23 protein-coding genes and 1 pseudogene are annotated in these 23,673 nt (G+C 49.1%); 15 read left to right on the forward strand and 9 right to left on the reverse strand.

Features of this window, described 5'->3' with window-relative positions; genetic code table 11:
- Positions 1-78, forward strand: a pseudogene (locus tag CRG49_RS13800) (IS481 family transposase); the annotation flags it as partial.
- Between the two features lie 38 nt (positions 79-116).
- On the opposite strand, the gene gyrA reads toward CRG49_RS13800, so the two are convergent.
- On the reverse strand, positions 117-2,903 hold the full coding sequence (gyrA, locus tag CRG49_RS01195) for a DNA gyrase subunit A (RefSeq protein WP_095503415.1): 2,787 nt from the start codon (positions 2,901-2,903) through the stop codon (positions 117-119).
- Between the two features lie 334 nt (positions 2,904-3,237).
- Here gyrA and leuC point away from each other — a divergent pair, with 334 nt between their 5' ends.
- The 10 genes from leuC (at position 3,238) to CRG49_RS01245 (ending at position 10,206) form a co-directional block, all read left to right on the forward strand.
- Positions 3,238-4,644, forward strand: coding sequence for a 3-isopropylmalate dehydratase large subunit (gene leuC / locus CRG49_RS01200; RefSeq protein WP_095503414.1), 1,407 nt, complete (start codon positions 3,238-3,240; stop codon positions 4,642-4,644).
- A gap of 134 nt (positions 4,645-4,778) precedes the next feature.
- Complete coding sequence (locus CRG49_RS01205) at positions 4,779-4,916, forward strand: entericidin A/B family lipoprotein (protein WP_095503413.1); 138 nt, start codon at positions 4,779-4,781, stop codon at positions 4,914-4,916.
- A gap of 34 nt (positions 4,917-4,950) precedes the next feature.
- Positions 4,951-5,088 (forward strand): entericidin A/B family lipoprotein, encoded by a 138-nt coding sequence (locus CRG49_RS01210; protein ID WP_095503412.1) that lies wholly within the window; start codon positions 4,951-4,953, stop codon positions 5,086-5,088.
- An 80-nt stretch (positions 5,089-5,168) separates the two neighbouring features.
- Entirely contained in the window at positions 5,169-5,807 is a 639-nt protein-coding gene (leuD, locus tag CRG49_RS01215; protein ID WP_095503411.1) for a 3-isopropylmalate dehydratase small subunit, read from the forward strand.
- 139 nt (positions 5,808-5,946) lie between these two features.
- Positions 5,947-6,747, forward strand: a complete 801-nt coding sequence (locus CRG49_RS01220) for a cation transporter (protein ID WP_095503410.1) — start codon at positions 5,947-5,949, stop codon at positions 6,745-6,747.
- 49 nt (positions 6,748-6,796) lie between these two features.
- Positions 6,797-7,261 (forward strand): YhcH/YjgK/YiaL family protein, encoded by a 465-nt coding sequence (locus CRG49_RS01225; RefSeq protein ID WP_095503409.1) that lies wholly within the window; start codon positions 6,797-6,799, stop codon positions 7,259-7,261.
- Positions 7,262-7,298: 37 nt separating this feature from the next.
- Positions 7,299-7,604, forward strand: coding sequence for a hypothetical protein (locus CRG49_RS01230; protein ID WP_095503408.1), 306 nt, complete (start codon positions 7,299-7,301; stop codon positions 7,602-7,604).
- Positions 7,605-7,668: 64 nt separating this feature from the next.
- Positions 7,669-8,739, forward strand: a complete 1,071-nt coding sequence (gene leuB, locus CRG49_RS01235) for a 3-isopropylmalate dehydrogenase (protein WP_095503407.1) — start codon at positions 7,669-7,671, stop codon at positions 8,737-8,739.
- 190 nt (positions 8,740-8,929) lie between these two features.
- The gene (locus CRG49_RS01240; protein WP_095503406.1) at positions 8,930-9,493 is read left to right on the forward strand and encodes a YceI family protein; all 564 of its coding nucleotides are present in this window, start codon (positions 8,930-8,932) and stop codon (positions 9,491-9,493) included.
- Between the two features lie 146 nt (positions 9,494-9,639).
- Positions 9,640-10,206 (forward strand): peptidylprolyl isomerase, encoded by a 567-nt coding sequence (locus CRG49_RS01245; protein WP_095503405.1) that lies wholly within the window; start codon positions 9,640-9,642, stop codon positions 10,204-10,206.
- A gap of 48 nt (positions 10,207-10,254) precedes the next feature.
- Here CRG49_RS01245 and glp read toward each other — a convergent pair whose 3' ends face one another.
- The 4 genes from glp to CRG49_RS01265 are packed head-to-tail and all read right to left on the reverse strand — an operon-like array spanning position 10,255 to position 12,743.
- The gene (gene glp, locus CRG49_RS01250; protein ID WP_095503404.1) at positions 10,255-11,454 is read right to left on the reverse strand and encodes a gephyrin-like molybdotransferase Glp; all 1,200 of its coding nucleotides are present in this window, start codon (positions 11,452-11,454) and stop codon (positions 10,255-10,257) included.
- Positions 11,454-12,032 (reverse strand): molybdenum cofactor guanylyltransferase MobA, encoded by a 579-nt coding sequence (gene mobA / locus CRG49_RS01255; protein WP_095503403.1) that lies wholly within the window; start codon positions 12,030-12,032, stop codon positions 11,454-11,456. Before mobA ends, glp begins: the two co-directional genes overlap by 1 nt.
- Positions 12,029-12,493, reverse strand: coding sequence for a molybdenum cofactor biosynthesis protein MoaE (locus CRG49_RS01260; protein WP_095503402.1), 465 nt, complete (start codon positions 12,491-12,493; stop codon positions 12,029-12,031). The genes mobA and CRG49_RS01260 overlap by 4 nt, the downstream gene beginning before the upstream one ends.
- Before the next feature lies 1 nt (position 12,494).
- On the reverse strand, positions 12,495-12,743 hold the full coding sequence (locus CRG49_RS01265) for a MoaD/ThiS family protein (RefSeq protein ID WP_095503401.1): 249 nt from the start codon (positions 12,741-12,743) through the stop codon (positions 12,495-12,497).
- 204 nt (positions 12,744-12,947) lie between these two features.
- Between CRG49_RS01265 and CRG49_RS01270 the strand changes: the two genes are divergently transcribed.
- Together CRG49_RS01270 and CRG49_RS01275 are read left to right on the forward strand one after the other, a co-directional pair.
- Positions 12,948-14,834 carry a histidine kinase gene (locus CRG49_RS01270; RefSeq protein WP_095503421.1) on the forward strand — a complete coding sequence of 629 codons (1,887 nt, stop codon included), beginning with the start codon at positions 12,948-12,950 and terminating at the stop codon, positions 14,832-14,834.
- Positions 14,831-15,487: a response regulator transcription factor gene (locus CRG49_RS01275; RefSeq protein ID WP_095503400.1), complete on the forward strand. Its 657-nt coding sequence runs from the start codon at positions 14,831-14,833 to the stop codon at positions 15,485-15,487. Before CRG49_RS01270 ends, CRG49_RS01275 begins: the two co-directional genes overlap by 4 nt.
- 70 nt (positions 15,488-15,557) lie before the next feature.
- Here the strand turns inward: CRG49_RS01275 and pflA are convergent, their stop codons facing one another.
- The 4 genes from pflA to CRG49_RS01295 all read right to left on the reverse strand — a co-directional run bounded on the left by pflA (position 15,558) and on the right by CRG49_RS01295 (position 21,535).
- On the reverse strand, positions 15,558-16,400 hold the full coding sequence (pflA, locus tag CRG49_RS01280; protein WP_369832009.1) for a pyruvate formate lyase 1-activating protein: 843 nt from the start codon (positions 16,398-16,400) through the stop codon (positions 15,558-15,560).
- A 107-nt stretch (positions 16,401-16,507) separates the two neighbouring features.
- On the reverse strand, positions 16,508-18,793 hold the full coding sequence (pflB, locus tag CRG49_RS01285) for a formate C-acetyltransferase (RefSeq protein ID WP_095503399.1): 2,286 nt from the start codon (positions 18,791-18,793) through the stop codon (positions 16,508-16,510).
- A 265-nt stretch (positions 18,794-19,058) separates the two neighbouring features.
- Positions 19,059-20,357 carry an adenylosuccinate synthase gene (locus tag CRG49_RS01290; protein WP_095503398.1) on the reverse strand — a complete coding sequence of 433 codons (1,299 nt, stop codon included), beginning with the start codon at positions 20,355-20,357 and terminating at the stop codon, positions 19,059-19,061.
- Positions 20,358-20,380: 23 nt separating this feature from the next.
- Positions 20,381-21,535, reverse strand: coding sequence for an ATP phosphoribosyltransferase regulatory subunit (locus CRG49_RS01295; protein WP_095503397.1), 1,155 nt, complete (start codon positions 21,533-21,535; stop codon positions 20,381-20,383).
- Between the two features lie 362 nt (positions 21,536-21,897).
- Between CRG49_RS01295 and iscR the strand changes: the two genes are divergently transcribed.
- Positions 21,898-22,344: a Fe-S cluster assembly transcriptional regulator IscR gene (gene iscR / locus CRG49_RS01305; RefSeq protein WP_095503395.1), complete on the forward strand. Its 447-nt coding sequence runs from the start codon at positions 21,898-21,900 to the stop codon at positions 22,342-22,344.
- Positions 22,345-22,376: 32 nt separating this feature from the next.
- A complete protein-coding gene (locus tag CRG49_RS01310; protein WP_095503394.1) occupies positions 22,377-23,591 on the forward strand; it encodes an IscS subfamily cysteine desulfurase in 1,215 nt (404 codons plus the stop codon).
- Positions 23,592-23,673 lie beyond the last annotated feature (82 nt).

Below are 23,673 nucleotides of genomic sequence, written 5' to 3' on the forward strand. Positions count from 1 at the left end.
GTGAAGCCGCACCGCAGTTTGAACGGCGATACGCCGTTTGAGGTCTTGCAGGCTTATTTTTCTCAACCTGTGGTGTAAACAACGCGATGATTTCCTACATTTAATTTAATGTTTTATCATGCTTCGCTTGAATCGTTTTCACCTTCGATTGGCGCAGCAACGTTATCCAGCTCCTCGCCTTCTTCAGCCGCTTCTACTTCCGGCTCTTCCGCCACACGCTCCAAGCTTACCAAGGTTTCGCCTTCGTCCAAATTAATCAGGCGCACACCTGCTGCGGCGCGACCGGTTTCACGGATTTGCTCGACTTTAGTACGAATCAACACGCCGCCGCTGGTAATCAGCATCAAATCGTCGCATTCCTCCACCAAAGTGGCCGCCACCAAATCGCCGTTACGCTCGCCGGTGTTGATGGCGATATTGCCTTGGCCGCCTTTATTTTTACGGCTGTAATCAGCAATCGGCGTGCGTTTACCGTAGCCGTTGGCGGTGGCCGTCAACACTTGCAGCGCGCTTTGTTCGCATTCAGGTGAGAAAGTAATCAGGCTGACAATCTTACCGTCGGCCGGTAAACGCATACCGCGCAAACCGCCACTGCCACGACCGGAAGGTCGCACGCCGTGTTTGCCGCTTGGCAGGGCGTTTTCGTTGTCAGCCTCTACTGCTTCATCATCGAGGCCGTCTGAAACGTCATTTTCATTATCGATGTCCGCATCTTCACTTTCATCGCCGCCGCTGCGTTCCCAATATTCATTAAAGCGGATGGCTTTACCCAAATTGGAGAACAGCATGATGTCGTCCGCACCGCTGGTTTGCGCTGCGCCGACTAAGTAATCGCCCTCTTTCAAGGCAATGGCTTTAATACCTTGACTGCGCACGTTTTTAAACGCCGACAATTGTACTTTTTTCACCATGCCTTGTGCGGTGGCGAAGAATACATATTGGTCTTCAGGGAATTCGCGCACGGCCAAAATCGCGCTGACTTTTTCGCCTTCTTCCAACTGAATCACGTTGTTAATCGGGCGGCCGCGGCTGTTGCGTCCGCCTTCCGGCAGTTTGTACACTTTAATCCAGTGGCATTTGCCGAAATTGGTGAAACACATCAAATAGTCGTGCGTATTGGCCACAAATAAAGACTCGATGAAATCTTCTTCTTTGGTGGCTGCCGCCTGCTTGCCGCGCCCGCCGCGACGTTGCGCCTGATAATCGGTGGTCGGCTGGGTTTTGATGTAGCCGCCATGAGTCAAAGTAACTACCATTTCACGCTGCGGAATCAAGTCTTCATCGGCAATATCACCACCAAATGGATTGATTTCGCTGCGACGCTCGTCACCAAAATTGGCGCGGGTATCTTCCAATTCTTCGCGGATAATTTGGGTGATGCGTTCAGGCGTGGCCAAAATATCCAAGAAATCAATGATTTTTGCCATAATCGCTTTATAGTCGGCGACAATTTCTTCTTGATCCAAGCCGGTCAGGTTGCGCAAGCTCATGCGTAAAATGGCATCGGCCTGCAATTCGCTCAGATAATAGCCTTGACCTTGCAAGCCCAAGTTTTCTGGCAAACCTTCCGGACGCGCCATGCGCAAATCCAAATCAGTGCGGCTGAGCATGTCTTCCACCAAACCGCTGCGCCATGCACGCGCCAATAATTTTTCTTTGGCTTCCGGTGCATCGGCTGATTCTTTAATTAATTGAATCATCTCGTCGATATTCGACAAAGCTACCGCTTTACCTTCTGCAATGTGGCCTTCATGACGCGCTTTTTTCAAGCGGAACAAAGTGCGGCGGGTCACCACTTCACGGCGGTGGCGGATAAACTCGCTTAAGATTTGCTTCAGATTCAGCAAACGCGGCTGGCCATCGACCAAAGCCACCATATTGATGCCGAAGCTGTCTTGCAGCTGGGTTAATTTATACAGTTGATTTAAAACGACTTCTGAATTTTCGTTGCGTTTTAACTCAATCACCACGCGCATACCGGATTTATCCGATTCGTCGCGCAGATCAGAAATGCCTTCCAAAGTTTTTTCGCGCACCAAATCGCCGATTTTTTCAACCAATTTGGCTTTGTTGACTTGATACGGAATCTCATCAATCACAATCGCTTCGCGCTCGCCATTTTTACCAATCGGTTCGATGTGCGTTTTACCGCGCATCACCACACGGCCGCGGCCGGTTTTATAACCTTCGCGCACACCGCTCATGCCGTAAATGGTGGCACCAGTAGGGAAGTCTGGGGCTTTGATGATGTCGATTAAAGTATCGATGTCGGTTTCAGGCTCGTCCAACAATTGCAGACAGGCGTTAATCGTATCGGTCAGGTTATGCGGCGGAATATTGGTTGCCATACCCACAGCAATACCTGAAGAACCGTTTACCAGCAAAGCCGGAAAACGGGTCGGCAACACCAGCGGTTCATGCTCGCTGCCGTCGTAGTTTGGGCCGAAATTCACCGTTTCTTCTTCAATATCGGCCAGCATTTCATGAGCGATTTTTGCCATACGGATTTCGGTATAACGCATGGCTGCCGCACCATCACCGTCAACCGAACCAAAGTTACCCTGACCGTCAACCAACATATAGCGCATAGAGAAATCCTGCGCCATACGCACAATGGTATCGTAAACTGCGCTGTCACCGTGTGGATGGTATTTACCGATCACGTCGCCGACAATACGGGCAGATTTCTTGTAAGAAGCATTCCAGTTGTTTTTCAATTCGTGCATGGCATAAAGCACACGGCGGTGAACCGGCTTCAAGCCATCGCGCACATCTGGCAGCGCGCGCCCCACAATCACGCTCATGGCGTAATCAAGGTAGCTTTTGCGCATTTCATCTTCAAGGCTTACCGGGATGGTTTCGAGTGCAAACTTATGGTCGTTGCGGACTGTTGCGTCTGTCATGATTCCTAGCATTTCTTATAGCAATAATTACGCGTGATTTTACCACAAAACTGCATCATCACCTAACCGCAAGCAATCATTTTGACAACAGGCCGTCTGAATCCAAAATGCGTTCAGACGGCCTATTTCACTCAAGGCAAAAACAAAGGCATAAATGTAACAAAATAGCCAAATTCAAAAATAAAATTGTACAAATTGTCTAAAATTTTCTAAAAATTTGGCGAAATTTTATTTCATAGATAAAAATTAGACAAAATCAGTTGCTTTTCTAAGTTAATAAGTCTAATATTCCCCACATACTATTCACCACTACCCATTGATAAAAGAACACACCATGAGCGCACAAACCCTCTACGACAAACTTTGGAACAGCCACGTCGTCCGCGAAGAAGAAGACGGCACTGTTCTGCTTTATATCGACCGCCATCTGGTACACGAAGTCACCAGCCCGCAAGCCTTTGAAGGCTTGAAAATAGCCGGCCGCAAATTGTGGCGCATCGACAGCGTGGTTTCCACCGCCGACCACAACACCCCGACCGGCGACTGGGACAAAGGCATTCAAGACCCGATTTCTAAGTTGCAAGTCGATACCTTAGATAAAAACATCAAAGAATTTGGTGCATTGGCTTACTTTCCGTTTATGGACAAAGGCCAAGGCATTGTGCATGTAATGGGACCTGAACAAGGCGCCACCCTGCCTGGTATGACTGTGGTATGCGGCGACTCGCACACTTCTACCCACGGCGCATTCGGTGCATTGGCACACGGCATCGGCACATCCGAAGTCGAACACACCATGGCCACCCAGTGTATTACTGCCAAAAAATCTAAATCCATGCTGATTGACGTATCAGGCCGTCTGAAACCGGGCGTGACCGCCAAAGACGTGGCCTTATATATCATTGGCCAAATCGGTACCGCCGGCGGCACGGGCTATGCCATCGAATTCGACGGTGAAGCCATTCATAGCCTGTCAATGGAAGGCCGCATGACTTTGTGCAACATGGCTATTGAAGCCGGTGCGCGCTCAGGTATGGTATCGGTTGACCAAACCACCATTGATTACGTTAAAGACAAACCATTCGCACCGAAAGGTGAAGCATGGGATAAAGCCGTTGAATACTGGCGCACATTGGTTTCTGATGAAGGTGCCCAATTCGACAAAGTATTCCGTTTCAAAGCTGAAGACATCGAGCCTCAAGTCACTTGGGGCACTTCACCGGAAATGGTGCTCGACATCAACGGTAAAGTGCCGAATCCGGCCAACGAAACCGACCCGGTCAAACGCAGCGGCATGGAACGCGCTTTGGAATACATGGGCTTGGAAGCCGATACGCCGTTAAACGAAATTCCGGTGGACATCGTATTCATCGGTTCTTGCACCAACAGCCGCATCGAAGACTTGCGCGAAGCCGCTGCCGTGGCCAAAGGCCGCAAAAAAGCTGAGAACGTTCAGCGCGTGTTGATTGTGCCAGGTTCAGGCTTGGTAAAAGCACAAGCCGAAGAAGAAGGTTTGGACAAAATCTTTATCGATGCCGGCTTTGAATGGCGTGAACCGGGTTGCTCAATGTGTTTGGCCATGAATGCCGACCGTTTAGAGCCGCAACAGCGCTGCGCTTCTACCTCCAACCGCAACTTTGAAGGCCGACAAGGCAACGGCGGCCGTACCCATTTGGTCAGCCCGGCCATGGCTGCTGCAGCTGCGGTGAACGGCCGATTTGTGGATGTGCGCTGCCTGTGAAACTATCTGACAATAGCACGTTGATATTTAAATATTTATATATTCACATTAACTATTGCTATCTAGAAAGATGGTGGATATTATAAGAAGTACAGCAAACCAGGCTGTACTTTTCAAACCATAAGGAGCTTCATATGAAAAAATTTGCCCTGATCGCTTTGACCGCCATGACACTTTTGTCTGCTTGTAACACCATTTCAGGTGCAGGCAAAGATGTAAAAGCAGCCGGCAATGCAGTCAGCAACTCTGCTGAATCTGTAAAAAGCTACTAATCATTAGCTCAACTTCTACAATAGGAAATTCAATATGAAAAAATTTGCATTGATCGCTTTGACTGCCATGACTTTGCTGTCTGCTTGCAACACCATTTCAGGTGCGGGCAAAGATGTGAAAGCTGCCGGTAACGCAGTTAGCAATACCGCAGAAGAAGTAAAAAGCTACTAATCATCAGCTTAATAAATAAGCGTAAATGCCCCGTGAATCGGGGCATTTTATAATCTTAAATAAACGAAAAAGTACAGACCATGAAAGCATTTACCAAAATTACCGCCCTCGTTGCCCCGCTTGACCGCAGCAACGTCGATACTGATGCCATCATCCCAAAACAATTCTTAAAATCCATCAAACGCAGCGGCTTCGGTCCTAATGCCTTTGACGAATGGCGCTATCTTGACCACGGCGAACCGGGCATGGACAACAGCAAACGCCCGCTTAATCCCGACTTTTCCCTCAATCAGCCCCGCTATCAAGGCGCACAAGTTTTGCTGACCCGCAAAAATTTTGGCTGCGGCTCATCACGCGAACACGCACCATGGGCATTAGACGACTACGGTTTCCGCGCCGTCATCGCCCCTTCGTTCGCCGACATTTTCTTCAACAATTGTTACAAAAACGGCTTATTGCCGATCGTCTTGACTGAAGAGCAAGTCGACCAATTGTTTAAAGAAGTCGAAGCACAAGAAGGCTATTCACTAAATATCGATTTGGAAGCACAAACTGTGACCACGCCAAGCGGCGATGTGTTCACTTTCGACATCACCGAACACCGCAAACACTGCCTACTCAACGGCTTAGACGAAATCGGCTTGACGCTGCAACACGCAGATGAAATCAAAGCCTTTGAAGAAAAACGCAAAGCCGCGCAACCTTGGTTGTATCACTAAAAAATCCAAACAAGTCGGGTAAACACATACAAACTGTGTTTACCCGACCTGCGGACAAATGCGTAGATACCATGCTGTCTGAAATTCACCTAGCTCCTTTATTCCAATCCATATAGGCCGTCTGAAACGGGTTTGCCTTATGCAGAAAAGTATTTTCCATATCACGAAAATGGATTGCCCTTCAGAAGAGCAAATGATTCGGATGAAGCTGGGCGCTATCGAAGGCATTCATGCGCTTGAGTTTGACATTTCCAACCGCCGCATGACTGCCTACCACCACGGCAGCGCTGATGAAATCTTGCAGGCACTTGCACCGCTGAATTTCGACAGCCGCTTGGAAAGCACCGAATTAAACACTGACCCATTGGCCGACAACGCTCAAGACCATAAAGAACGCACCTTATTGTGGCAAGTCTTGGCGATTGACCTGTTCTTTTTTGTGTTTGAATCTGTCAGCGGTTGGTTGGCCGGTTCGATGGGCTTATTGGCCGACAGCTTGGACATGCTGGCCGATAGCTTGGTGTACAGCATGGCTTTGCTTGCCGTTGGCACCACTGCCGCGCGTAAGAAACTAACCGCACGCGCTGCCGGCTATTTGCAACTTGTCTTAGCCATTTTGGGATTCAGCGAAGTGGTTCGCCGCTTTTTCGGCTGGGAAGGTATGCCGGATGTCAGCTTGATGATTGGCGTTTCTCTGCTGGCATTAGCCGGAAACGCCCTCTGCCTTTACCTGCTGCAAAAAAACAAAAGCCGCGAGGCGCATATGCAGGCCAGCATGATTTTTACGTCTAACGATGTGATTGTGAATCTGGGCGTGATTGCAGCCGGTATCCTGACCTTACTGACACATTCGGCTTATCCCGACCTGATTATCGGGCTGATTGTGTTTGGCTTAGTAGCACGCGGCGCGATTAAAATCTTGCAGCTTGCCAAGCAATAATGAAAAGGCCGTCTGAAACCCTTCATTCACATTCAACATTGATTACACCATGATTACCGACACCATCGCCAACGCCCAACGCTATGCCGCCCTGCACCCCGACTTTGCCGATGCCATTGCATTGCTGCAAACGCTGGACTTCAGTCAACTGCCAGACGGGCAATACCCCTGCGACAATCCCAATATCCGCCTATTTGTCGGCAACGAAGCCATGCGCACACGCGAAGCCGCCCAGCCGGAAGCCCACATCAAACACATCGACATTCAAGTACCCATCAGCGGCGTGGAAACATATGGCTGGATAGACCGAGGCCGTCTGAAAAATGGTTTGGGCTATCAAGAAGAAAAAGACATTGAATTTTTTGATTGCGCACCCGAAACTTGGCTGGATATCGAACCAGGTGAATTTGTGCTGTTTTTCCCCAACGACGGTCATGCACCGCTGGTCGGCGATGCCCCTACGATTCGCAAAGCCGTGTTTAAAATCCGCACATTGGAAACCCGCGAATCTTAATCAATAGGCCGTCTGAAACTTACTTCTTATTAAAATCATGAAAACCAGAGAATATCTGTTTGAAGGCTTAGAAAACTTAAATGACGGCTTCGATGCCGAAAGCATTATTTATGTTTCCGAGCAAGATTTTGAAACCGTGCTCAACCGCGCCGAAGCCAAAAACATTGCCATTTACGGCATTGAGCCTTGGTATGAACGCGATTTTTTTGATGTGCGCGTATATGATTTCACCGGTTACGAAGCCAATGATCCGCGCTGGTATCGCGCAGCATTTGAAGAATTCAAAAGCGAACAATCCGGCTTGATGTATGCCATGACTTACGACAATTTCACCATCGAGTAAATCACGGCAGCACACGATAACCCTTCCCCATTTTTCACTCTTTTATTCATAAAGGAAATCAACAATGACCAAACAAATCGCCATTCTTCGCGGCGACGGCATCGGCCCTGAAATCATCGGCCAAGCCGTGCGCGTATTAGACAAACTGATCGAGCAAGGTCTGGATGTGGCTTACGAATACGCGCCTTTAGGCGGTGAAGCCTACGACCAATACGGCCAGCCTTACCCAGAATTCACGCAAAACCTGTGTCGCAAAGCAGATGCGGTGTTGCTGGGTTCGGTAGGCGGTCCGCAATACGACAATCTCGATCGTCCGCTGCGTCCGGAACGCGGCTTGTTGGCCATTCGTAAAGACCTGAATTTATTCGCCAACCTACGCCCTGCCATTTTGTATCCTGAATTGGCCAATGCTTCTACCTTGAAACCTGAAGTCGTGGCCGGCTTAGATATTCTGATTGTGCGTGAACTCACCGGCGACATTTATTTCGGCGAACCACGCGGCATCCGCACCTTAGAAAACGGCGAGCGCGAAGGTTTCAACACCATGAAATACAGCGAAAGCGAAATCCGCCGCATCGCCCATGTTGCCTTCCAAGCAGCGCAAAAACGCAATAAAAAAGTCTGCTCTGTGGGCAAAGCCAACGTATTGGAAACCACAGAATTGTGGCGCGAAATTTTTGAAGAAATCGGCAAAGAATATCCCGATGTGGAATTGAGCCATATGTATGTCGATAACGCCGCCATGCAGTTGGTGCGCGCGCCGAAACAATTCGACGTGATTGCCACCGGTAATATTTTCGGCGATATCTTGAGCGATGAAGCATCCATGCTCACCGGCTCTATCGGGATGCTGCCTTCAGCTTCCCTGAATGAAAACAACAAAGGTCTGTATGAGCCTTCTCACGGTTCCGCACCAGACATCGCAGGCCAAAACAAATCCAATCCGCTGGCGACTATTTTGTCGTTGGCGATGTTGGTACGCTACAGCCTGAACGACGAAGCACGCGCGCAACAAATCGAACAAGCCGTGCAAACCGTGTTGAAACAAGGCTTCCGCACCGGCGATATTTTCGAAGAAGGCACCAAGCTGGTTTCTTGCTCGGAAATGGGCGATGCCGTATTGGCTGCACTGTAAGGCCGTCTGAAGAATGCGTGGTAGCTACCACGCATTTTTTAATGTTTCCGTTTCATATTCTCTACCATCATCAACATTAATCAAATAGAGAATTAACCATCAGGAAACGTTTATTTGCATTAACTATGTTAAGATATTTTCGTAATATTTGATGTATTCATTCCCATTCGCTCTCACAAAGGATATCGATATGAAGAAAATGATTTTTACCGTATTGGCTGCTGTCGTAGCCGCTTCTGCTTCTGCCGCAACTTACAAAGTTGACGAAGCCCACACCAATGCCCGCTTTGCCATCGACCACTTCAACACCAGCACCAACGTAGGCGGCTTCTACGGCTTGAGCGGTACTGTTGATTTCGATAAGGCCAAACGCCAAGGCAAAATCGACATCACCATTCCGGTGAATACTTTGCAAACCGGTTCTGAGCGCTTTACCGGCCACCTGAAATCACCGGATTTATTCAATGCCGAAAAATTCCCGGAAATGCGCTTTGTTTCTACCAAATTTAACTACGTTGGCAAAAAGCTGACTTCTGTTGACGGCAACCTGACCTTGTTGGGCAAAACCCACCCTGTGAAACTGAAAGCCGAAAAATTCAACTGCTACGACAGCCCGATGGCCAAAGCCGAAGTGTGCGGCGGCGACTTCTCAACCACCATCGACCGCACCAAATGGGGCATGAATTATTTGGTTGACAGCGGCATGGCCAAAAAAGTGAAATTGGATATCCAAATCGAAGCTGTGAAACAATAATACGTTTAAGCAGCGAAAAGGCCGTCTGAAAGGTAAAGTTTCAGACGGCCTTTTACGTTTTCTTGTCTATTTTTCACACAGAAAAAGCCGATAATAGCGCATTCAAAATTTATCCTGAATGCATGCGAATAATATAGGAAACGCACATGAACACTGTAACAAAATTGACCTTAGGCGCGCTGATGTTGAGCGCAGCTTTTGCCGCCCAAGCCGAAACCCGCGCCGTGATTGAAACCAATATGGGCAAAATCGAATTGTCGCTTGATGAGGCCAAAGCACCGAAAACAGTCGCCAATTTCGTCAACTATGCCGAAAAAGGCTTTTACAACAACACCATCTTCCACCGCGTGATTGACAATTTCATGATTCAAGGTGGCGGTTTTACGGAAAACATGGCGCAAAAAGCCACCGATAAAGCGATTGCAAACGAAGCCAACAACGGCCTGAAAAACACCGTCGGCACCATCGCCATGGCGCGCACTGCCAATCCGAATTCGGCCACCAGCCAATTTTTCATCAATACCGCCAACAATGATTTTCTCAACTTCAAAAGCGCCACACCACAAGGTTATGGCTATGCGGTTTTCGGCAAAGTCACTTCCGGCATGGACGTGGTGAACAAAATCAGCAAAGTGCAAACCGCTACCCGTGGTTTTCACCAAAATGTACCGGTGAAACCGGTAGTGATTCAAAAAGTCAGCATCATCAAATAACACAAAAGGCCGTCTGAAATTCAGACGGCCTTTCTCAATCATAAGCCATTAATTCGGCAACAAATAAACGCTGACACCATCGCCTTCACTTACCGTTTGCCCTGCCGGCACTTCACACAAAGCATCAGCAGCCGTACAAGTGCTCAACATCGCGCTGCCTTGGTTCGGCAATAGTTTCACCACCGTCTCGCCAGCTTCACCATTTTCTAACACCACGCGTAAAAACTCGCGGCGCTTGATGGCTTTTTTGGTTTGAAAGGCGGCTTTGGCCGTAACTTTCGGCAAATGCCAATGTTTTGCCTGCTTGCCGACCAGTTTGTTTAATACCGGCAACAACAGCATATTAGATGTGGCAAATGTGGCCACAGGATTGCCCGGTAAGATAAAGATCTTGCATTCGCCAATGTGTCCCCATGCAAACGGTTTGCCCGGCTTGATGGCCAAAGTGTGCATGGTCAGCGAGCCGATGTGCTCAATCGCCTGCTTCAAATAATCTGCCTCACCCACAGATGCGCCACCGCTGGTAATCACCACATCGAATTGCTCGGCAGCTGCGGCTAAGGCTGCTTCAGTTTGCGCCAAGTCATCGGGCAAAATGCCACCGTCGCTCACCTGCAAGCCTAATTGTTGCAACCAAGCCAGCAATTGATAGCGGTTGGCATCGTAGATTTGGCCGTCTGAAAGCGCTTGGCCAGGTTCGACCAACTCGTTACCGGTAGAAAATACCTGTACTTTCAAAGGCTCATACACAGTCAATTCAGCATAGCCTTGCGAAGCGGCCAAGCCTAAAGCGGCCATGTTTAATACCGTGCCTTGTGCCAATAATTCTTGGCCGACTTCGATTTCTTCGGCTTTCAGGCGCATGTTTTGTCCGGCTTGAATGTCGGCATTGACCAGCAAGCGCTCGCCGTCGGTTTCGGTTTGCTCCTGCATCACCACAGCAGTGGTGTTCGACGGCAATGGTGCGCCGGTAAAAATGCGTACCGCTTCGCCTTGAGCCAACGGATTTACTGCCGTTTCACCGGCTTGAATGCGGTCGGTAATACGAAATTCGCGCAAGCTGCCTTCGTTGTCGCATACTGCATAGCCATCCATCGCGCTGTTGTCAAACATCGGGCTTGGATATTTGGCGTGCAGACTTTGCGCCAAAACGCGGTTGGCCGCTTGAGCTAAAGGCAGCGTAACCGTTTTCAGACGACATGGGTGTTGTTCCAACAAAGCCGCAAGTGCTACTTCAAAATCAATCATCATGCTTCTTTCAAATCTTCAGGCGTGTTGTAATTCACGAAACATTTATCCGAATCAAAATTCACTGCGCGCGCGCGTTGCTGTTGCAGCCAGCCGCGTATGGTGCGCATACCGGCATAAAGATACGGCACGGCGCTTTGCAAAATCTGCGGGCGGATAAACATAATGCTATATTGCTGGCGCTCGGGCGTTTCCACATAAAACGCATTGCATAAAGGCGTGCGCTTGGCCACCGCTAAAAAACGCGCCACCAAATCTTCGGGCAGCTTGGGCATATCGCACGACACAATTAAGAGCCAATCGGCTTTGGCCAGCTGCAAATCATTGGCCGCCGTGCACAAAGCTGCCAGAGGGCCCAAATGATGCCATTGACGCACATCGGCAAACACATGCGGGCTGCGGCGGGCGTATTCTTCCAAATTGCGGTTGGCGCTGATGGCGATGTGATCGACCTGCGGCGCAATCCGCCCAATCACATGGTCAATCAAAGGCTTACCTTTCCATTCGACCAAGCCTTTATCCACACCGCCCATGCGGCTGCCTTGTCCGCCTGCGAGAATAAGCGCGTACGTTTTCATGGTGTGTTCCATTGCTGCGCGGCCGCTTGGTCGCTCTGTTTGGCTTCTACCCAACGTTCGATGCCGTCTGAAAAGGTTTCTTTTTTCCAAAACGGCGCTTCTGTTTTTAAATAATCCATGATGAATTCGGCGGCGGCAAACGCTGCTTTGCGATGCTCGGAAGCCGCCAACACCAGCACGATTTGTTCATCGGCACGCAATTCACCCACACGGTGAATGATGGTGCAGGCGGTCAGCGGCCAGCGTTCGGCGGCCGTCTGAACAATACGGGCGATTTCGTTTTCAGTCACTTCGGGAAAGTGCTCGAGAAACAGGCTTTGCAAAGGCGTATCGGTATCACGGTCGCGCACCAAGCCGACAAAGCCGACCACCGCGCCAATATTACGGCCTTGCATGAGCAATAAGTCGTATTCTTGCTGCAACTGAAAATCCTGTGTTTGGATGCGGATATCAACCTGCATATCAGCCCCCTGTTACCGGCGGCAGCAAGCCGACTTCAGCAGCATCGGGAATATCGGTTTCCCATGTGCTGATTTTTTTATCCACCACCAAACGGAAAATATTGCCAACAGCCAAGGCTTCTGCCCAGTCGTCGCCACGCGCGTGCAACAAGGCCAGCAAATCACGACCATTACCGCCCTGCCATTCGATTTGCTCTTGGGCGGTTTGTAATTTTTGTTTTAAAACACCGAAATATAAAATGGTAATCATGCGAAATTTTCAAGAGTGGTTTTGCAGGCCGTCTGAAAAGCTTTTACCATCAAGCCTGCAAAATGTTCATATAAATTGAATTTTATCATAACTGGATTTTACACGAATCCGCATGAAATTCTAGCCGATAAATACATTTCTTTGCATTATTGTGATTTAGACCAAACAATGCTATTTTTAGGGCATCATTTAATTGCCATCATCATGAACAGATTAGCCCAATTTTCAGACGGCCCCAGCCTTTCGGCGCGGCTCAAATTTCTGACCGTATTGTGGGTCAGCTCAGCCTTGTTTTCAGTCGTATTCACCTTGATTTTATCATGGCGGCTGGAAGGTGCCGGCACAGCCATCAACCATGCCGGCAGCCTGCGTATGCAGACCTACCGCTTGACGCATTTGGTACACGAAAAAGAACCTGCCGAACATGTGCGTCAACAGATTCAAGCGTTTGAACACACTTTGCTGAAGGTCAGCGAAAGCGATGTGATCAAGCCGCTCTTGCCTTCTCGTTCCGGCAATGCCATGAATTCCACCCTGATTCAAACCAGCCTGATGGACGATTGGCAGCACAAAATCCGCCCGTCTTTAGAAGCCAATCAATTGCCCGACAATCAGGATTTATACCGCTTTGCCGGTAATTTGGATTTATTCGTGCAGGCTTTGGAAAATGCCAACGAAGAAAACACCCAATGGCTGCGCCGCTTTCAGATGGCCTTAATTCTAATGATTTTTGTTGCGGCCGGTTTCATGATCAGCTTGCACTATGCGTGGATTATCCGCCCATTGGAAGCCTTGAGTGCGGGCGTGCGTGCCATCGGGCGCGGTGAATTCGGCACGGAAATCAACACCGACTATATCCGCGAGTTTGCCCAAGTAAATAAAGGCTTCAATCAGATGAGCACGAGCCTGAAGACACTTTATACCGACTTGGAAGGCCAAGTGGCACGCCAAACGGAAGACCTTGAGCGGCAAAACCGTGATTTGGCGCTGCTCTACCAAACCACGCGCGATTTGCACCAAATCCACCAACCGAAAACCGCCGCCACCGAATTTTTAGGCCGCACCTTGCCCGCCGTCGCCGCCATTGCCGGCAGCGTGCATTTATTTGATGCCGAACACAAACGCTCTGATTTGGTTGCCAGCTTAGGTTTACCGGAAGATTCGCAAGCCGAGCCTTATGCCGATTTAGATAGCGGCTTTTCCGACTCAATCGAAAACCTGCCGCTGCATTATCTCAACAGCGAACACAAAGGCCGTCTGATTGCCATCGAGCATCCGCGCTTCGAGCAGATGGCCGTGTTCCCGATTACTTATAAAGAAGAAGAGCTGGGCTTATTCACACTGTATTTTTCAGACGGCCACACCTTAAGCCAAAGCGACCAAGAATTGCTGCAAACTTTAAGCAGCCAATTGGGCGTGTCGATTGCCAACAGCCGCTTTGCCCAAGAGCGCCGCTTGCTGGCCGTTTTACAGGAGCGCAACTTAATCGCCCAAGGCTTGCACGACAGCATTGCGCAAACGCTGACCTTTTTAAATTTACAGGTGCAAATGCTTGAAAGCGCGTACAATGCCGAACAGAAAGAGCAAGTGGATGAAAACATCCGCTTCATCAAAGACGGCGTGCAGGAATGCTACGACGATGTGCGCGAATTGCTGCTGAATTTCCGCACCAAGCTTAGCAACAAAGATTTCCCCGAAGCGGTATCGACGCTACTGGCACGATTCGAGCAGCAAACGCAAATTGAAGTAAACACCACCTGGATTGAAGAAGGCGGCTGGCTCAACCATGACGAGCAGCTGCAAATCATCTTTATTTTGCAGGAAAGCCTGTCGAATATCCGCAAACACGCGCAAGCCGATAAAGTGGATGTGAGCCTGATTAACCGTCAAGATTTCACCCTAAAAATCAGTGACAACGGCATAGGATTCGACACCGACACCATCGACAGCTTATCTGGCGAACACGTTGGACTCGGCATTATGCAAGAACGCGCCCGCCGCATCGACGCCGTGTTGGATGTCGCCTCGCAACCCCACAAAGGAACCACCGTAACCTTAGTGTTACCGCAACATAAGAGAACCGCATCATGAGTATTCAAATTATCTTGATTGACGACCACACCTTGTTTCGCAGTGGCATCAAAGCGCTGCTTTCCCGCCAAAACGATTTTGAAGTCATCGGCGAAGCTTCAGACGGCCTGTCGGGTGTGAAATTGGTTGAGCAGCAAAAGCCCGATATTGTGTTGCTCGACTTGGATATGCCGGTCATGAACGGCCGCGAAGCCTTGGCGCAGATTTTGAGTGCCAATCCCAACCAGACCGTGATTATGCTTACCGTTTCCGAAGACAGCGATGATTTGACCGAATGTATGCGCATCGGCGCGCGCGGTTTCTTGTTGAAAAACATCAACGCCGATTTCCTGCTCGACAGCATCCGCAAAGCAGTTGACGGCGACAATGTATTCTCACCGGAAATGACCTCGCGCTTGGTGCAATCCCTGATTTCCCCAGCCGCACCGCGTACCGACGTGGCTTTGTCCGCCCTCACCCCACGCGAGTTAGAAATCTTGGGCTATCTTGCCGCCGGCCACAGCAACAAGGTTATCGCCCGCCATTTGGATTTGGCTGAATCGACGATTAAGGTTCATGTGCAAAATATTTTGCGTAAACTCAATTTAAGCAGCCGCGTACAGGCTGCGGTTTATGCGGTGCAACATAAAGTGCCGCAGCCTGAAGGGATTTAACGTTAATAGTAAAGGCCGTCTGAAATATTTAGTATTTCAGACGGCCTTTTATTAACCAAGAAACAAGCAATCAGTAAATAATATTTTTACCGTAGCCTTCCAATATTTCCTTAATTTTCAATACGGTCTCTTTCGGTGGCGGATGCACGCCGGTTAATTTGTATTCATCGCCGCACAACGCCCATTTGTGCGCACCCAATTCGTGATACGGCAACAGCTCAACGGTTTCGATGTTATCCATACCACCGATGAACTCACCCAACAGATTAGCTGAGCGTTCGTCATCGGTGTAGCCCGGCACAATCACATAACGCACGCGTGTAGGCTGTTTGCGTTCGGCCAGATAGTGGGCGAAGTTTAAGGTTTTGGTATTGGGAATGCCGACCAATACTTTATGAATGTCGGGATCAATCTGTTTCAAATCCAGCATCACCAAATTGGTGTGATCCAGCAAACCGTCCAAAATCGAATCGTAGTGCAAAGCATAGCCGTTGGTATCCAAGCAAGTATGGATTTCCTGTTCGCGGCAGGCGGTAAACCAATCGCGCACGAATTCATATTGCAGCAGCGGCTCACCGCCGGTGGCCGTTACTCCGCCGCCGGTTGCGCGCAGGTAATGGCGGTAAGACATCACCTGTTTCATCACCTGTTCAACCGTTAATTCTTGGGCTTTGTCGGTATGCAAATCCCATGTATCGCGGTTATGGCAATACAGGCAGCGCATCAGGCAGCCTTGCAGGAACAAAACATAACGCAAGCCGGGGCCGTCGACCGTGCCGCACGATTCGATAGAATGCACAATGCCTTTGCCCTGATAATGGCGATGCCCTGCAGCGCTATCGGCTTTGGCGCGGATACGCGGTTTGATGTCTTTGGCTTGCTGTTCGGGGGTAATGGTGAATGTTTGCATAATCTTGTCCGAATACATGAAGACGTTGGCCATCTGAAAACATACGCTTCAACGAATAAACACAATGCCGGACTCATCACCCGGCATTGTGTTCACAACCCACACTCAGATTACATGGTTTCCGTGAAGGTACGGGTAATCACGTCTTGCTGTTGCTCGCGGGTTAATGAGTTGAAACGCACGGCATAGCCGGATACGCGGATGGTCAATTGCGGATATTTATCCGGATTTTCCATCGCATCTTGCAAGGTTTCACGGTTCAACACGTTGACGTTCAGGTGTTGGCCTCCTTCCAATTCACCGGCTTCGTGGTGGAAATAACCATCCATCAAACCGGCCAAATTGCGTTCGCGTGAGCGTTCGTCTTTACCTAAGGCGCCCGGCACAATCGAGAAGGTATAAGAAATACCGTCTTTGGCAAATTCAAACGGCAGTTTCGCTACTGAAGTCAACGAAGCAACCGCACCGTTCACATCGCGGCCGTGCATAGGGTTGGCGCCCGGGCCGAAAGGCGCACCAGCGCGACGGCCGTCCGGGGTGTTACCGGTTTTCTTACCATAAACCACGTTGGAAGTAATGGTCAACACGGATTGAGTCGGAATCGCATCGCGATAGGTTTTGTGGGTAGCCACTTTACGCATGAAGCGCTCTACCAAATCACAAGCGATTTCGTCAACACGGTCGTCATTGTTACCGAATTGCGGATATTCGCCTTCGATTTCAAAGTCAACCGCAACGCCGTTTTCATCGCGAATCGGTTTCACTTTAGCATATTTGATGGCAGACAGCGAGTCGGCTGCCACAGACAAACCGGCAATGCCGCAAGCCATGGTGCGGATGATGTCGCGGTCATGCAAGGCCATCAGCGCGGCTTCGTATGAGTATTTGTCGTGCATGTAGTGGATGATGTTTAAGGCGGTGACATATTGAGTTGCCAACCAATCCATGAATTGATCCATGCGGGCAAATACGGTGTCAAAATCCAATACTTCATCCAGAATCGGGTCAGATTTAGGACCTACCTGCTCTTTCGATTTTTCGTCCACACCGCCGTTGATTGCGTACAACAAGGTTTTGGCCAAGTTAGCACGCGCACCGAAGAACTGCATTTGTTTACCGATAATCATCGGGCTCACACAGCAGGCAATCGCGTAGTCATCGCTGTTGAAATCAGGGCGCATCAAATCATCGTTTTCGTATTGAACTGATGAAGTGTCAATCGAAACTTTGGCGCAGAATTCCTTAAAGCCTTGCGGCAATTGCTCAGACCACAAAATAGTGATGTTTGGCTCTGGTGAAGGACCCATATTGTAAAGGGTATGCAATACGCGGAAGTTGCTTCGGGTCACTAAGGTGCGGCCGTCTAAGCCCATACCGCCAATCGATTCGGTTGCCCAAATCGGGTCGCCTGAGAACAATTGATCGTATTCAGGGGTACGCAGGAAGCGTACCATACGCAGTTTCATCACCAAATGGTCAATGAATTCTTGCGCTTGGCTCTCGGTAATCAAGCCTTTTTGCAAATCGCGCTCGATGTAGATATCCAAGAATGAGGATACACGACCAAACGACATGGCGGCACCGTTTTGCGATTTCACGGCAGCCAAGTAAGCGAAGTAAGTCCACTGAATCGCTTCTTGCGCATTGGTCGCCGGTTTAGAAATATCGTAGCCATAAGACGCTGCCATTTCTTTCATTTGCGCCAAGGCATTGTATTGGTCGTTGATTTCTTCGCGGCGGCGGATTACTTCCTCCAAATTCACGCCGTTTTCCAAATCTGCTTGCAATGAGTTGTATTGATTCAGTTTGTCTTTCATCAAGAAATCAATACCGTACAAAGCCACACGGCGGTAGTCGCCAATGATACGGCCGCGACCATAGGCATCAGGCAAACCGGTAATCACGCCTGATTTGCGGCAACGGCGGATATCAGGGGTATATACGTCAAACACACCTTGGTTGTGTGTTTTACGGTATTTGGTGAAGATTTCTTCGACTTCAGGATTCAAATCAACGTTATAGACCTTACACGCATCTTTCACCATTTTCAGACCGCCAAACGGCATGATGGCACGTTTCAAAGGCTCATCAGTTTGCAGGCCAACGATGGTTTCCAAATCTTTGTCGATATAACCCGGCGCATGGCTGGTAATACCGGAAACCACTTGCGCATCAATTTTATAAGGCTCGTGGGTACGGTTTTCAACTTTGATGCCTTCCATCACTTCTGCCCACAATTTAGTTGTGGCTTCAGTAGCCGGCGCTAAGAAGCTGGCATCGCCTTCGTAAGGTGTGTAGTTTTTCTGAATAAAGTCACGAACATCTACGCTGGTTTCCCAGTCGCCGCCTACAAAGCCTTCCCAACCTAATGGGCGTTCTTGTACATCAGCAGACATATCAAACTCCTATTTTAAATAAAGTAAAAGCAAAGTGAACTAGATAATTTATATATTAAGAATAGCACTTTTTGCCCTAAAGAGATAGGAATAAACATGAAATAAAACTACTTATCTAGCCCGAGTTGATTTATATCAAGTCCGATTATAGCTACTTAAAACTACATTTAGATTACCCTGAAATTTTCTAAAAATCGGCGTAGAATAAAATAATTCAGCCCTTAAAATCTTGTCGATTTTAAGGGCTGAATTTCAGACGGCCTCGTTATGCAAACGGATGATGCAGCACAATGGTCTCTTCACGATCAGGGCCAGTCGAAACAATCGCCACCGGCGCGCCGCAGATTTCTTCAATGCGCTTCAGATAGGCTTTGGCATTCTCCGGCAAGGCATCGTATTCTTTCACGCCAAAAGTGGATTCCGTCCAGCCTGGCATGGTTTCAAAAATCGGTTTGCACAATTCCACAGTATCGGAGCCGCAAGGCAGGATGTCGGTTTTGCTTCCATCCGGCAATTCGTAGCCGATGCAAATCTTGATTTCTTCGATACCGTCCATCACGTCCAATTTGGTGATACACATACCGGAAATACCGTTTACCTGAATCGAGCGTTTCAAAGCGGCGGCGTCAAACCAACCGCAACGGCGTGCACGGCCGGTAACCGAGCCAAACTCATGACCACGTTCGGCCAAACCCGCACCCACTTCGCAGAACAATTCCGTTGGGAACGGACCCGAGCCCACGCGTGTGGTGTACGCTTTCACGATGCCCAACACATAATCCAACATCTGCGGACCCACACCGGCACCGGCAGAGGCCGCACCGGCCAAGCAGTTAGACGAGGTCACAAACGGATAAGTACCGTAGTCGATGTCAAGCAAGGTACCTTGCGCACCTTCAAATAGCAATTTTTCACCGGCTTGTGATTTATCGTTCAACACGCGTGATACATCGGTAATCATCGGTACAATGCGCGGCGCCACTTTTTCAATCACCGCCATCACGTCTTCCGCTTTTACCGGCTCAGCACCATGCAAATGTTGCAACTGAACATTATAGTAAGCCAAAATCGCTTCTAACTTTTCAGGAATTTTGTCCAGATTCAGCAAATCGCCCACACGAATCGCGCGACGAGCCACTTTGTCTTCATAGGCAGGGCCAATACCGCGGCCGGTGGTGCCGATTTTGCCTTTGCCGCGAGACGCTTCACGCGCCTGATCCAAGGCAATGTGGTAAGGCAGAATCAAAGGAGCAGTCGGCGCAATTTTCAGACGGCCTTCTACGTTTTTCACACCGGCGGCGTTCAATTCATCAATTTCACCCAGCAATGCTTCCGGCGAAACCACCACACCCGAGCCGATGAAGCAATCCAGTTGCTCATGCAAAATACCGCTTGGAATCAGGCGCAAAATGGTTTTTTTACCGCCTACCACCAAAGTGTGGCCTGCATTGTGGCCGCCTTGAAAACGCACCACGCCAGTGGTTTCTTCTGCCAACCAGTCAACAATCTTACCTTTACCTTCGTCGCCCCATTGCGCGCCGATTACGACAACATTCTTAGCCATAAATCAAAATCCTGATCTAAAAATTAATTAATTTCAATGATTTTCCACTCACCGTCGATTTCTTTCAGACGGCCTGCAATATCTTTTGAGCCATTGTGTTCCATGCCGTAATCAACAATCACACACTGACCTTGTTCACGCAAATCTTCAATCGCCTGTTTGGCATTGAGCACATCTTTTTGCGCCACCATCACCACCGATTGGCGATCGATTTTTGGCAAGCGACCGATAAAGCTGCGTAAGTCGAAACTGAATCCGGTGGCCGGACGCGAACGCCCAAAATATTCGCCCAATCCATCATAACGGCCACCACGCGCGACAGCATCATGGCTTTTCGAGCCATAAGCAGCATACAGCAAACCGGTGTGGTAATTATCAACACGCAATTCCGATAAGTCGATGTGCACATTTTGCTCAGGGAAGGCATCGCAAATCGCTTGCAATTCATCTAAAGCCTGACCAACAGCAAACAAATCCGGCAATTTAGCACGTGCTTCAGTTAATACTTCACGGCCACCATATAAGCTTGGCAACAAAGTAAACGCTTTTGCCCACATGCCGTCTAGTTTCCATGCTTTCACTTCATTGGCTACGGCTTGGGCATCTTTATCCTGCATTAAAGCCAATAATTGCGCAGCTTGCTCTTCATTTAGTTGCGCTGCCTGCGCCAAAGCACGAAACACGCCAACATGCCCCAAAGACAATAGCAACTCACCCAAATCGGCGATTTTCATGCTTTTGAGCATCAAGTCAACGACTTCAATATCAGCAGCGATATCAGTAAAGCCGTAAAGCTCCGCCCCGACCTGCAAAGGCTCACGCGTTTTCAGAAAACCGTCAGGACGCGCATGCAATACCGAACCGGCGTAACACAAACGGTTAATGCCGTTATTGGCAGAAAGCAAATGCGCATCGATACGTGCTACTTGCGGGGTAATGTCCGCGCGGATACCCAATTGGCGGCCGCTGATTTGGTCGGCCACGCGGATGGTTTTCAGCGACAAGCCCGCATCGATGTGGGTAAGCAGCGAATTGCTGTATTCCATCAGCGGCGGCTGCACCAATTCATAACCGTGCACGCGGAATAAAGCCAACAATTGCTCGCGTGCGCTTTCCAATTGGCGGGCATTTGTCGGCAAAACATCAGCAACATGCTCGGGTAATTGCCAAGATTGCATGATTGTGTACCTTTTGTAAACATAAGTAAGGCTGCTTAAGCTTAAAATCAGACGGCCTATACGGCCTTCCCGTGTATCCTGATTTTAAATTTAAACAGCCCCTGATGATGGCGCAAACCATCGAGTTATTAAAATCAGACTTTAACACAAAAATTACATTTGTGCAGTTGCTTTTCAATCTTACAAGGCCGTCTGAAATGTTCAGACGGCCTATCCATATTCTCAACGTCTATTACGACTTGAAAGAAATTAATGTCACGATTAAAACAAACAATCGCCAAGCCTTGCCACATACTTGACTAAACTACTCAGATATTAGAAAATTGACCTATGATAAAAAAAGCCACACACAGGCACATACCATGAGACTAACCACTAAAGGCCGCTTTGCCGTGACGGCCATGATCGACTTGGCGATGAACGCACAAACCGGCGCCGTCAAGCTCAGCGCCATCAGCGAGCGGCAAAGCATTTCCCTCTCTTATCTCGAACAGCTTTTCAGCAAGTTGCGTCGTGCGCAATTGGTGGAAAGCTTGCGCGGCCCGGGCGGCGGTTATATTCTGGCTGCCCCTGCCTCTGAAATCAATATTGCCCAAATTATCGAAGCGGCTGAAGACAAGCTCGACGCGACCCAATGCAGCAGCAAAGCCAACTGCCACCACGGTGTCCCTTGCCTGACGCACGATTTATGGGAAAATCTCAATACGACCATCAACAATTATTTGAGCAGCATCACCCTGCAAAGCATTATTGAGAAAAAGCATACTGAAAACGACGGCAAAGTCGTCACGTTTACACACATCCATTAAACTACCCGATATATAAAAAGAAAGAGCAAACCATGTCTGTTAACACCCCTGTATATTTAGACTATGCTGCGACCACACCGGTTGACAAACGCGTTGCCGAAAAAATGATTCCTTATTTAACCGAATTATTCGGCAACCCAGCTTCCAACAGCCACAGCTTTGGCTGGACTGCTGAAGAAGCGGTTGAAGAAGCACGCGCCAACATCGCAGCTTTGATTCACGCCGATCCGAAAGAAGTCGTGTTTACCAGCGGCGCCACCGAATCCAACAACTTGGCCATTAAAGGCGCGGCGCACTTCTACAAAAGTAAAGGCAAACACTTAATCACCGTGAAAACCGAGCACAAAGCCGTGCTCGACACCATGCGCGAATTGGAACGCCAAGGCTTTGAAGTGACTTATCTGGATGTACAGGAAAACGGCTTGGTAGATTTGGAAGTGTTGAAAGCCGCCATCCGTGAAGACACCATTTTGGTTTCCGTAATGTGGGTCAACAACGAAATCGGCGTGGTGCAAGATATTCCTGCCATCGGCGAAATCTGCCGCGAACGCAAAATCATTTTCCACGTTGATGCTGCCCAAGCCTGCGGTAAAATTCCGGTTGATGTTGAAGCAGCTAAAGTGGATTTACTGTCTATGTCCGGCCACAAAGTTTACGGCCCTAAAGGTATTGGTGCTTTGTATGTGCGCCGCAAACCACGCGTACGCTTAGAAGCACAAATGCACGGTGGCGGCCATGAGCGCGGTTTCCGCAGCGGCACCTTGGCAACCCACCAAATCGTCGGCATGGGCGAAGCCCTCCGCTTGGCGAAAGAAGAATTGGAACAAGACACCGCCCATTACCTGAAATTGCGCGACGTGTTCTTGAAAGGCATTGAAGGCATTGAAGAAGTGTACATCAACGGCGATTTGGAACACCGCGTACCAAACAACCTGAATGTCAGCTTCAACTTCGTCGAAGGCGAAAGCTTGATTATGGCTGTGAAAGAATTGGCCGTATCCAGCGGTTCGGCGTGTACTTCCGCTTCATTGGAGCCTTCTTATGTATTACGCGCACTGGGCCGCAACGACGAATTGGCGCACTCTTCCCTGCGCATTACCTTCGGCCGCATGACCACCGAAGAAGAAGTGGCTTACGCTGCTGAGTTGATTAAATCAAAAATTGACAAACTGCGCGAATTATCGCCACTGTGGGAAATGCATTTGGACGGTATCGACTTGAATACCATCGAATGGGCCGCACATTAATCGTATTCAACCCAACATGCCGTCTGAAACACGTTATGAATCAACTTTGATTATCCGGTTCAGACGGCCTTAAGAACAATCA

The sequence above is a fragment of the Neisseria sp. N95_16 genome, assembly GCF_002551535.2.
Taxonomy (GTDB): domain Bacteria; phylum Pseudomonadota; class Gammaproteobacteria; order Burkholderiales; family Neisseriaceae; genus Neisseria; species Neisseria brasiliensis.

Excerpts from the sequence above, each read along its gene's own strand:
- CRG49_RS01230 (WP_095503408.1), top strand. The coding sequence starts at position 7,299 with ATGAAAACCAGAGAATATCTGTTTGAAGGCTTAGAAAACTTAAATGAC.
- leuB (WP_095503407.1), top strand. The coding sequence starts at position 7,669 with ATGACCAAACAAATCGCCATTCTTCGCGGCGACGGCATCGGCCCTGAA.
- leuD (WP_095503411.1), top strand. The coding sequence starts at position 5,169 with ATGAAAGCATTTACCAAAATTACCGCCCTCGTTGCCCCGCTTGACCGC.
- glp (WP_095503404.1), bottom strand. The coding sequence starts at position 11,454 with ATGATTGATTTTGAAGTAGCACTTGCGGCTTTGTTGGAACAACACCCA.
- CRG49_RS01220 (WP_095503410.1), top strand. The coding sequence starts at position 5,947 with ATGCAGAAAAGTATTTTCCATATCACGAAAATGGATTGCCCTTCAGAA.
- CRG49_RS01265 (WP_095503401.1), bottom strand. The coding sequence starts at position 12,743 with ATGATTACCATTTTATATTTCGGTGTTTTAAAACAAAAATTACAAACC.
- CRG49_RS01210 (WP_095503412.1), top strand. The coding sequence starts at position 4,951 with ATGAAAAAATTTGCATTGATCGCTTTGACTGCCATGACTTTGCTGTCT.
- mobA (WP_095503403.1), bottom strand. The coding sequence starts at position 12,032 with ATGAAAACGTACGCGCTTATTCTCGCAGGCGGACAAGGCAGCCGCATG.
- CRG49_RS01240 (WP_095503406.1), top strand. The coding sequence starts at position 8,930 with ATGAAGAAAATGATTTTTACCGTATTGGCTGCTGTCGTAGCCGCTTCT.
- CRG49_RS01260 (WP_095503402.1), bottom strand. The coding sequence starts at position 12,493 with ATGCAGGTTGATATCCGCATCCAAACACAGGATTTTCAGTTGCAGCAA.
- pflB (WP_095503399.1), bottom strand. The coding sequence starts at position 18,793 with ATGTCTGCTGATGTACAAGAACGCCCATTAGGTTGGGAAGGCTTTGTA.
- gyrA (WP_095503415.1), bottom strand. The coding sequence starts at position 2,903 with ATGACAGACGCAACAGTCCGCAACGACCATAAGTTTGCACTCGAAACC.
- CRG49_RS01245 (WP_095503405.1), top strand. The coding sequence starts at position 9,640 with ATGAACACTGTAACAAAATTGACCTTAGGCGCGCTGATGTTGAGCGCA.
- CRG49_RS01275 (WP_095503400.1), top strand. The coding sequence starts at position 14,831 with ATGAGTATTCAAATTATCTTGATTGACGACCACACCTTGTTTCGCAGT.
- CRG49_RS01295 (WP_095503397.1), bottom strand. The coding sequence starts at position 21,535 with ATGCAATCTTGGCAATTACCCGAGCATGTTGCTGATGTTTTGCCGACA.
- CRG49_RS01310 (WP_095503394.1), top strand. The coding sequence starts at position 22,377 with ATGTCTGTTAACACCCCTGTATATTTAGACTATGCTGCGACCACACCG.
- leuC (WP_095503414.1), top strand. The coding sequence starts at position 3,238 with ATGAGCGCACAAACCCTCTACGACAAACTTTGGAACAGCCACGTCGTC.
- CRG49_RS01225 (WP_095503409.1), top strand. The coding sequence starts at position 6,797 with ATGATTACCGACACCATCGCCAACGCCCAACGCTATGCCGCCCTGCAC.
- CRG49_RS01290 (WP_095503398.1), bottom strand. The coding sequence starts at position 20,357 with ATGGCTAAGAATGTTGTCGTAATCGGCGCGCAATGGGGCGACGAAGGT.
- CRG49_RS01270 (WP_095503421.1), top strand. The coding sequence starts at position 12,948 with ATGAACAGATTAGCCCAATTTTCAGACGGCCCCAGCCTTTCGGCGCGG.
- CRG49_RS01205 (WP_095503413.1), top strand. The coding sequence starts at position 4,779 with ATGAAAAAATTTGCCCTGATCGCTTTGACCGCCATGACACTTTTGTCT.
- iscR (WP_095503395.1), top strand. The coding sequence starts at position 21,898 with ATGAGACTAACCACTAAAGGCCGCTTTGCCGTGACGGCCATGATCGAC.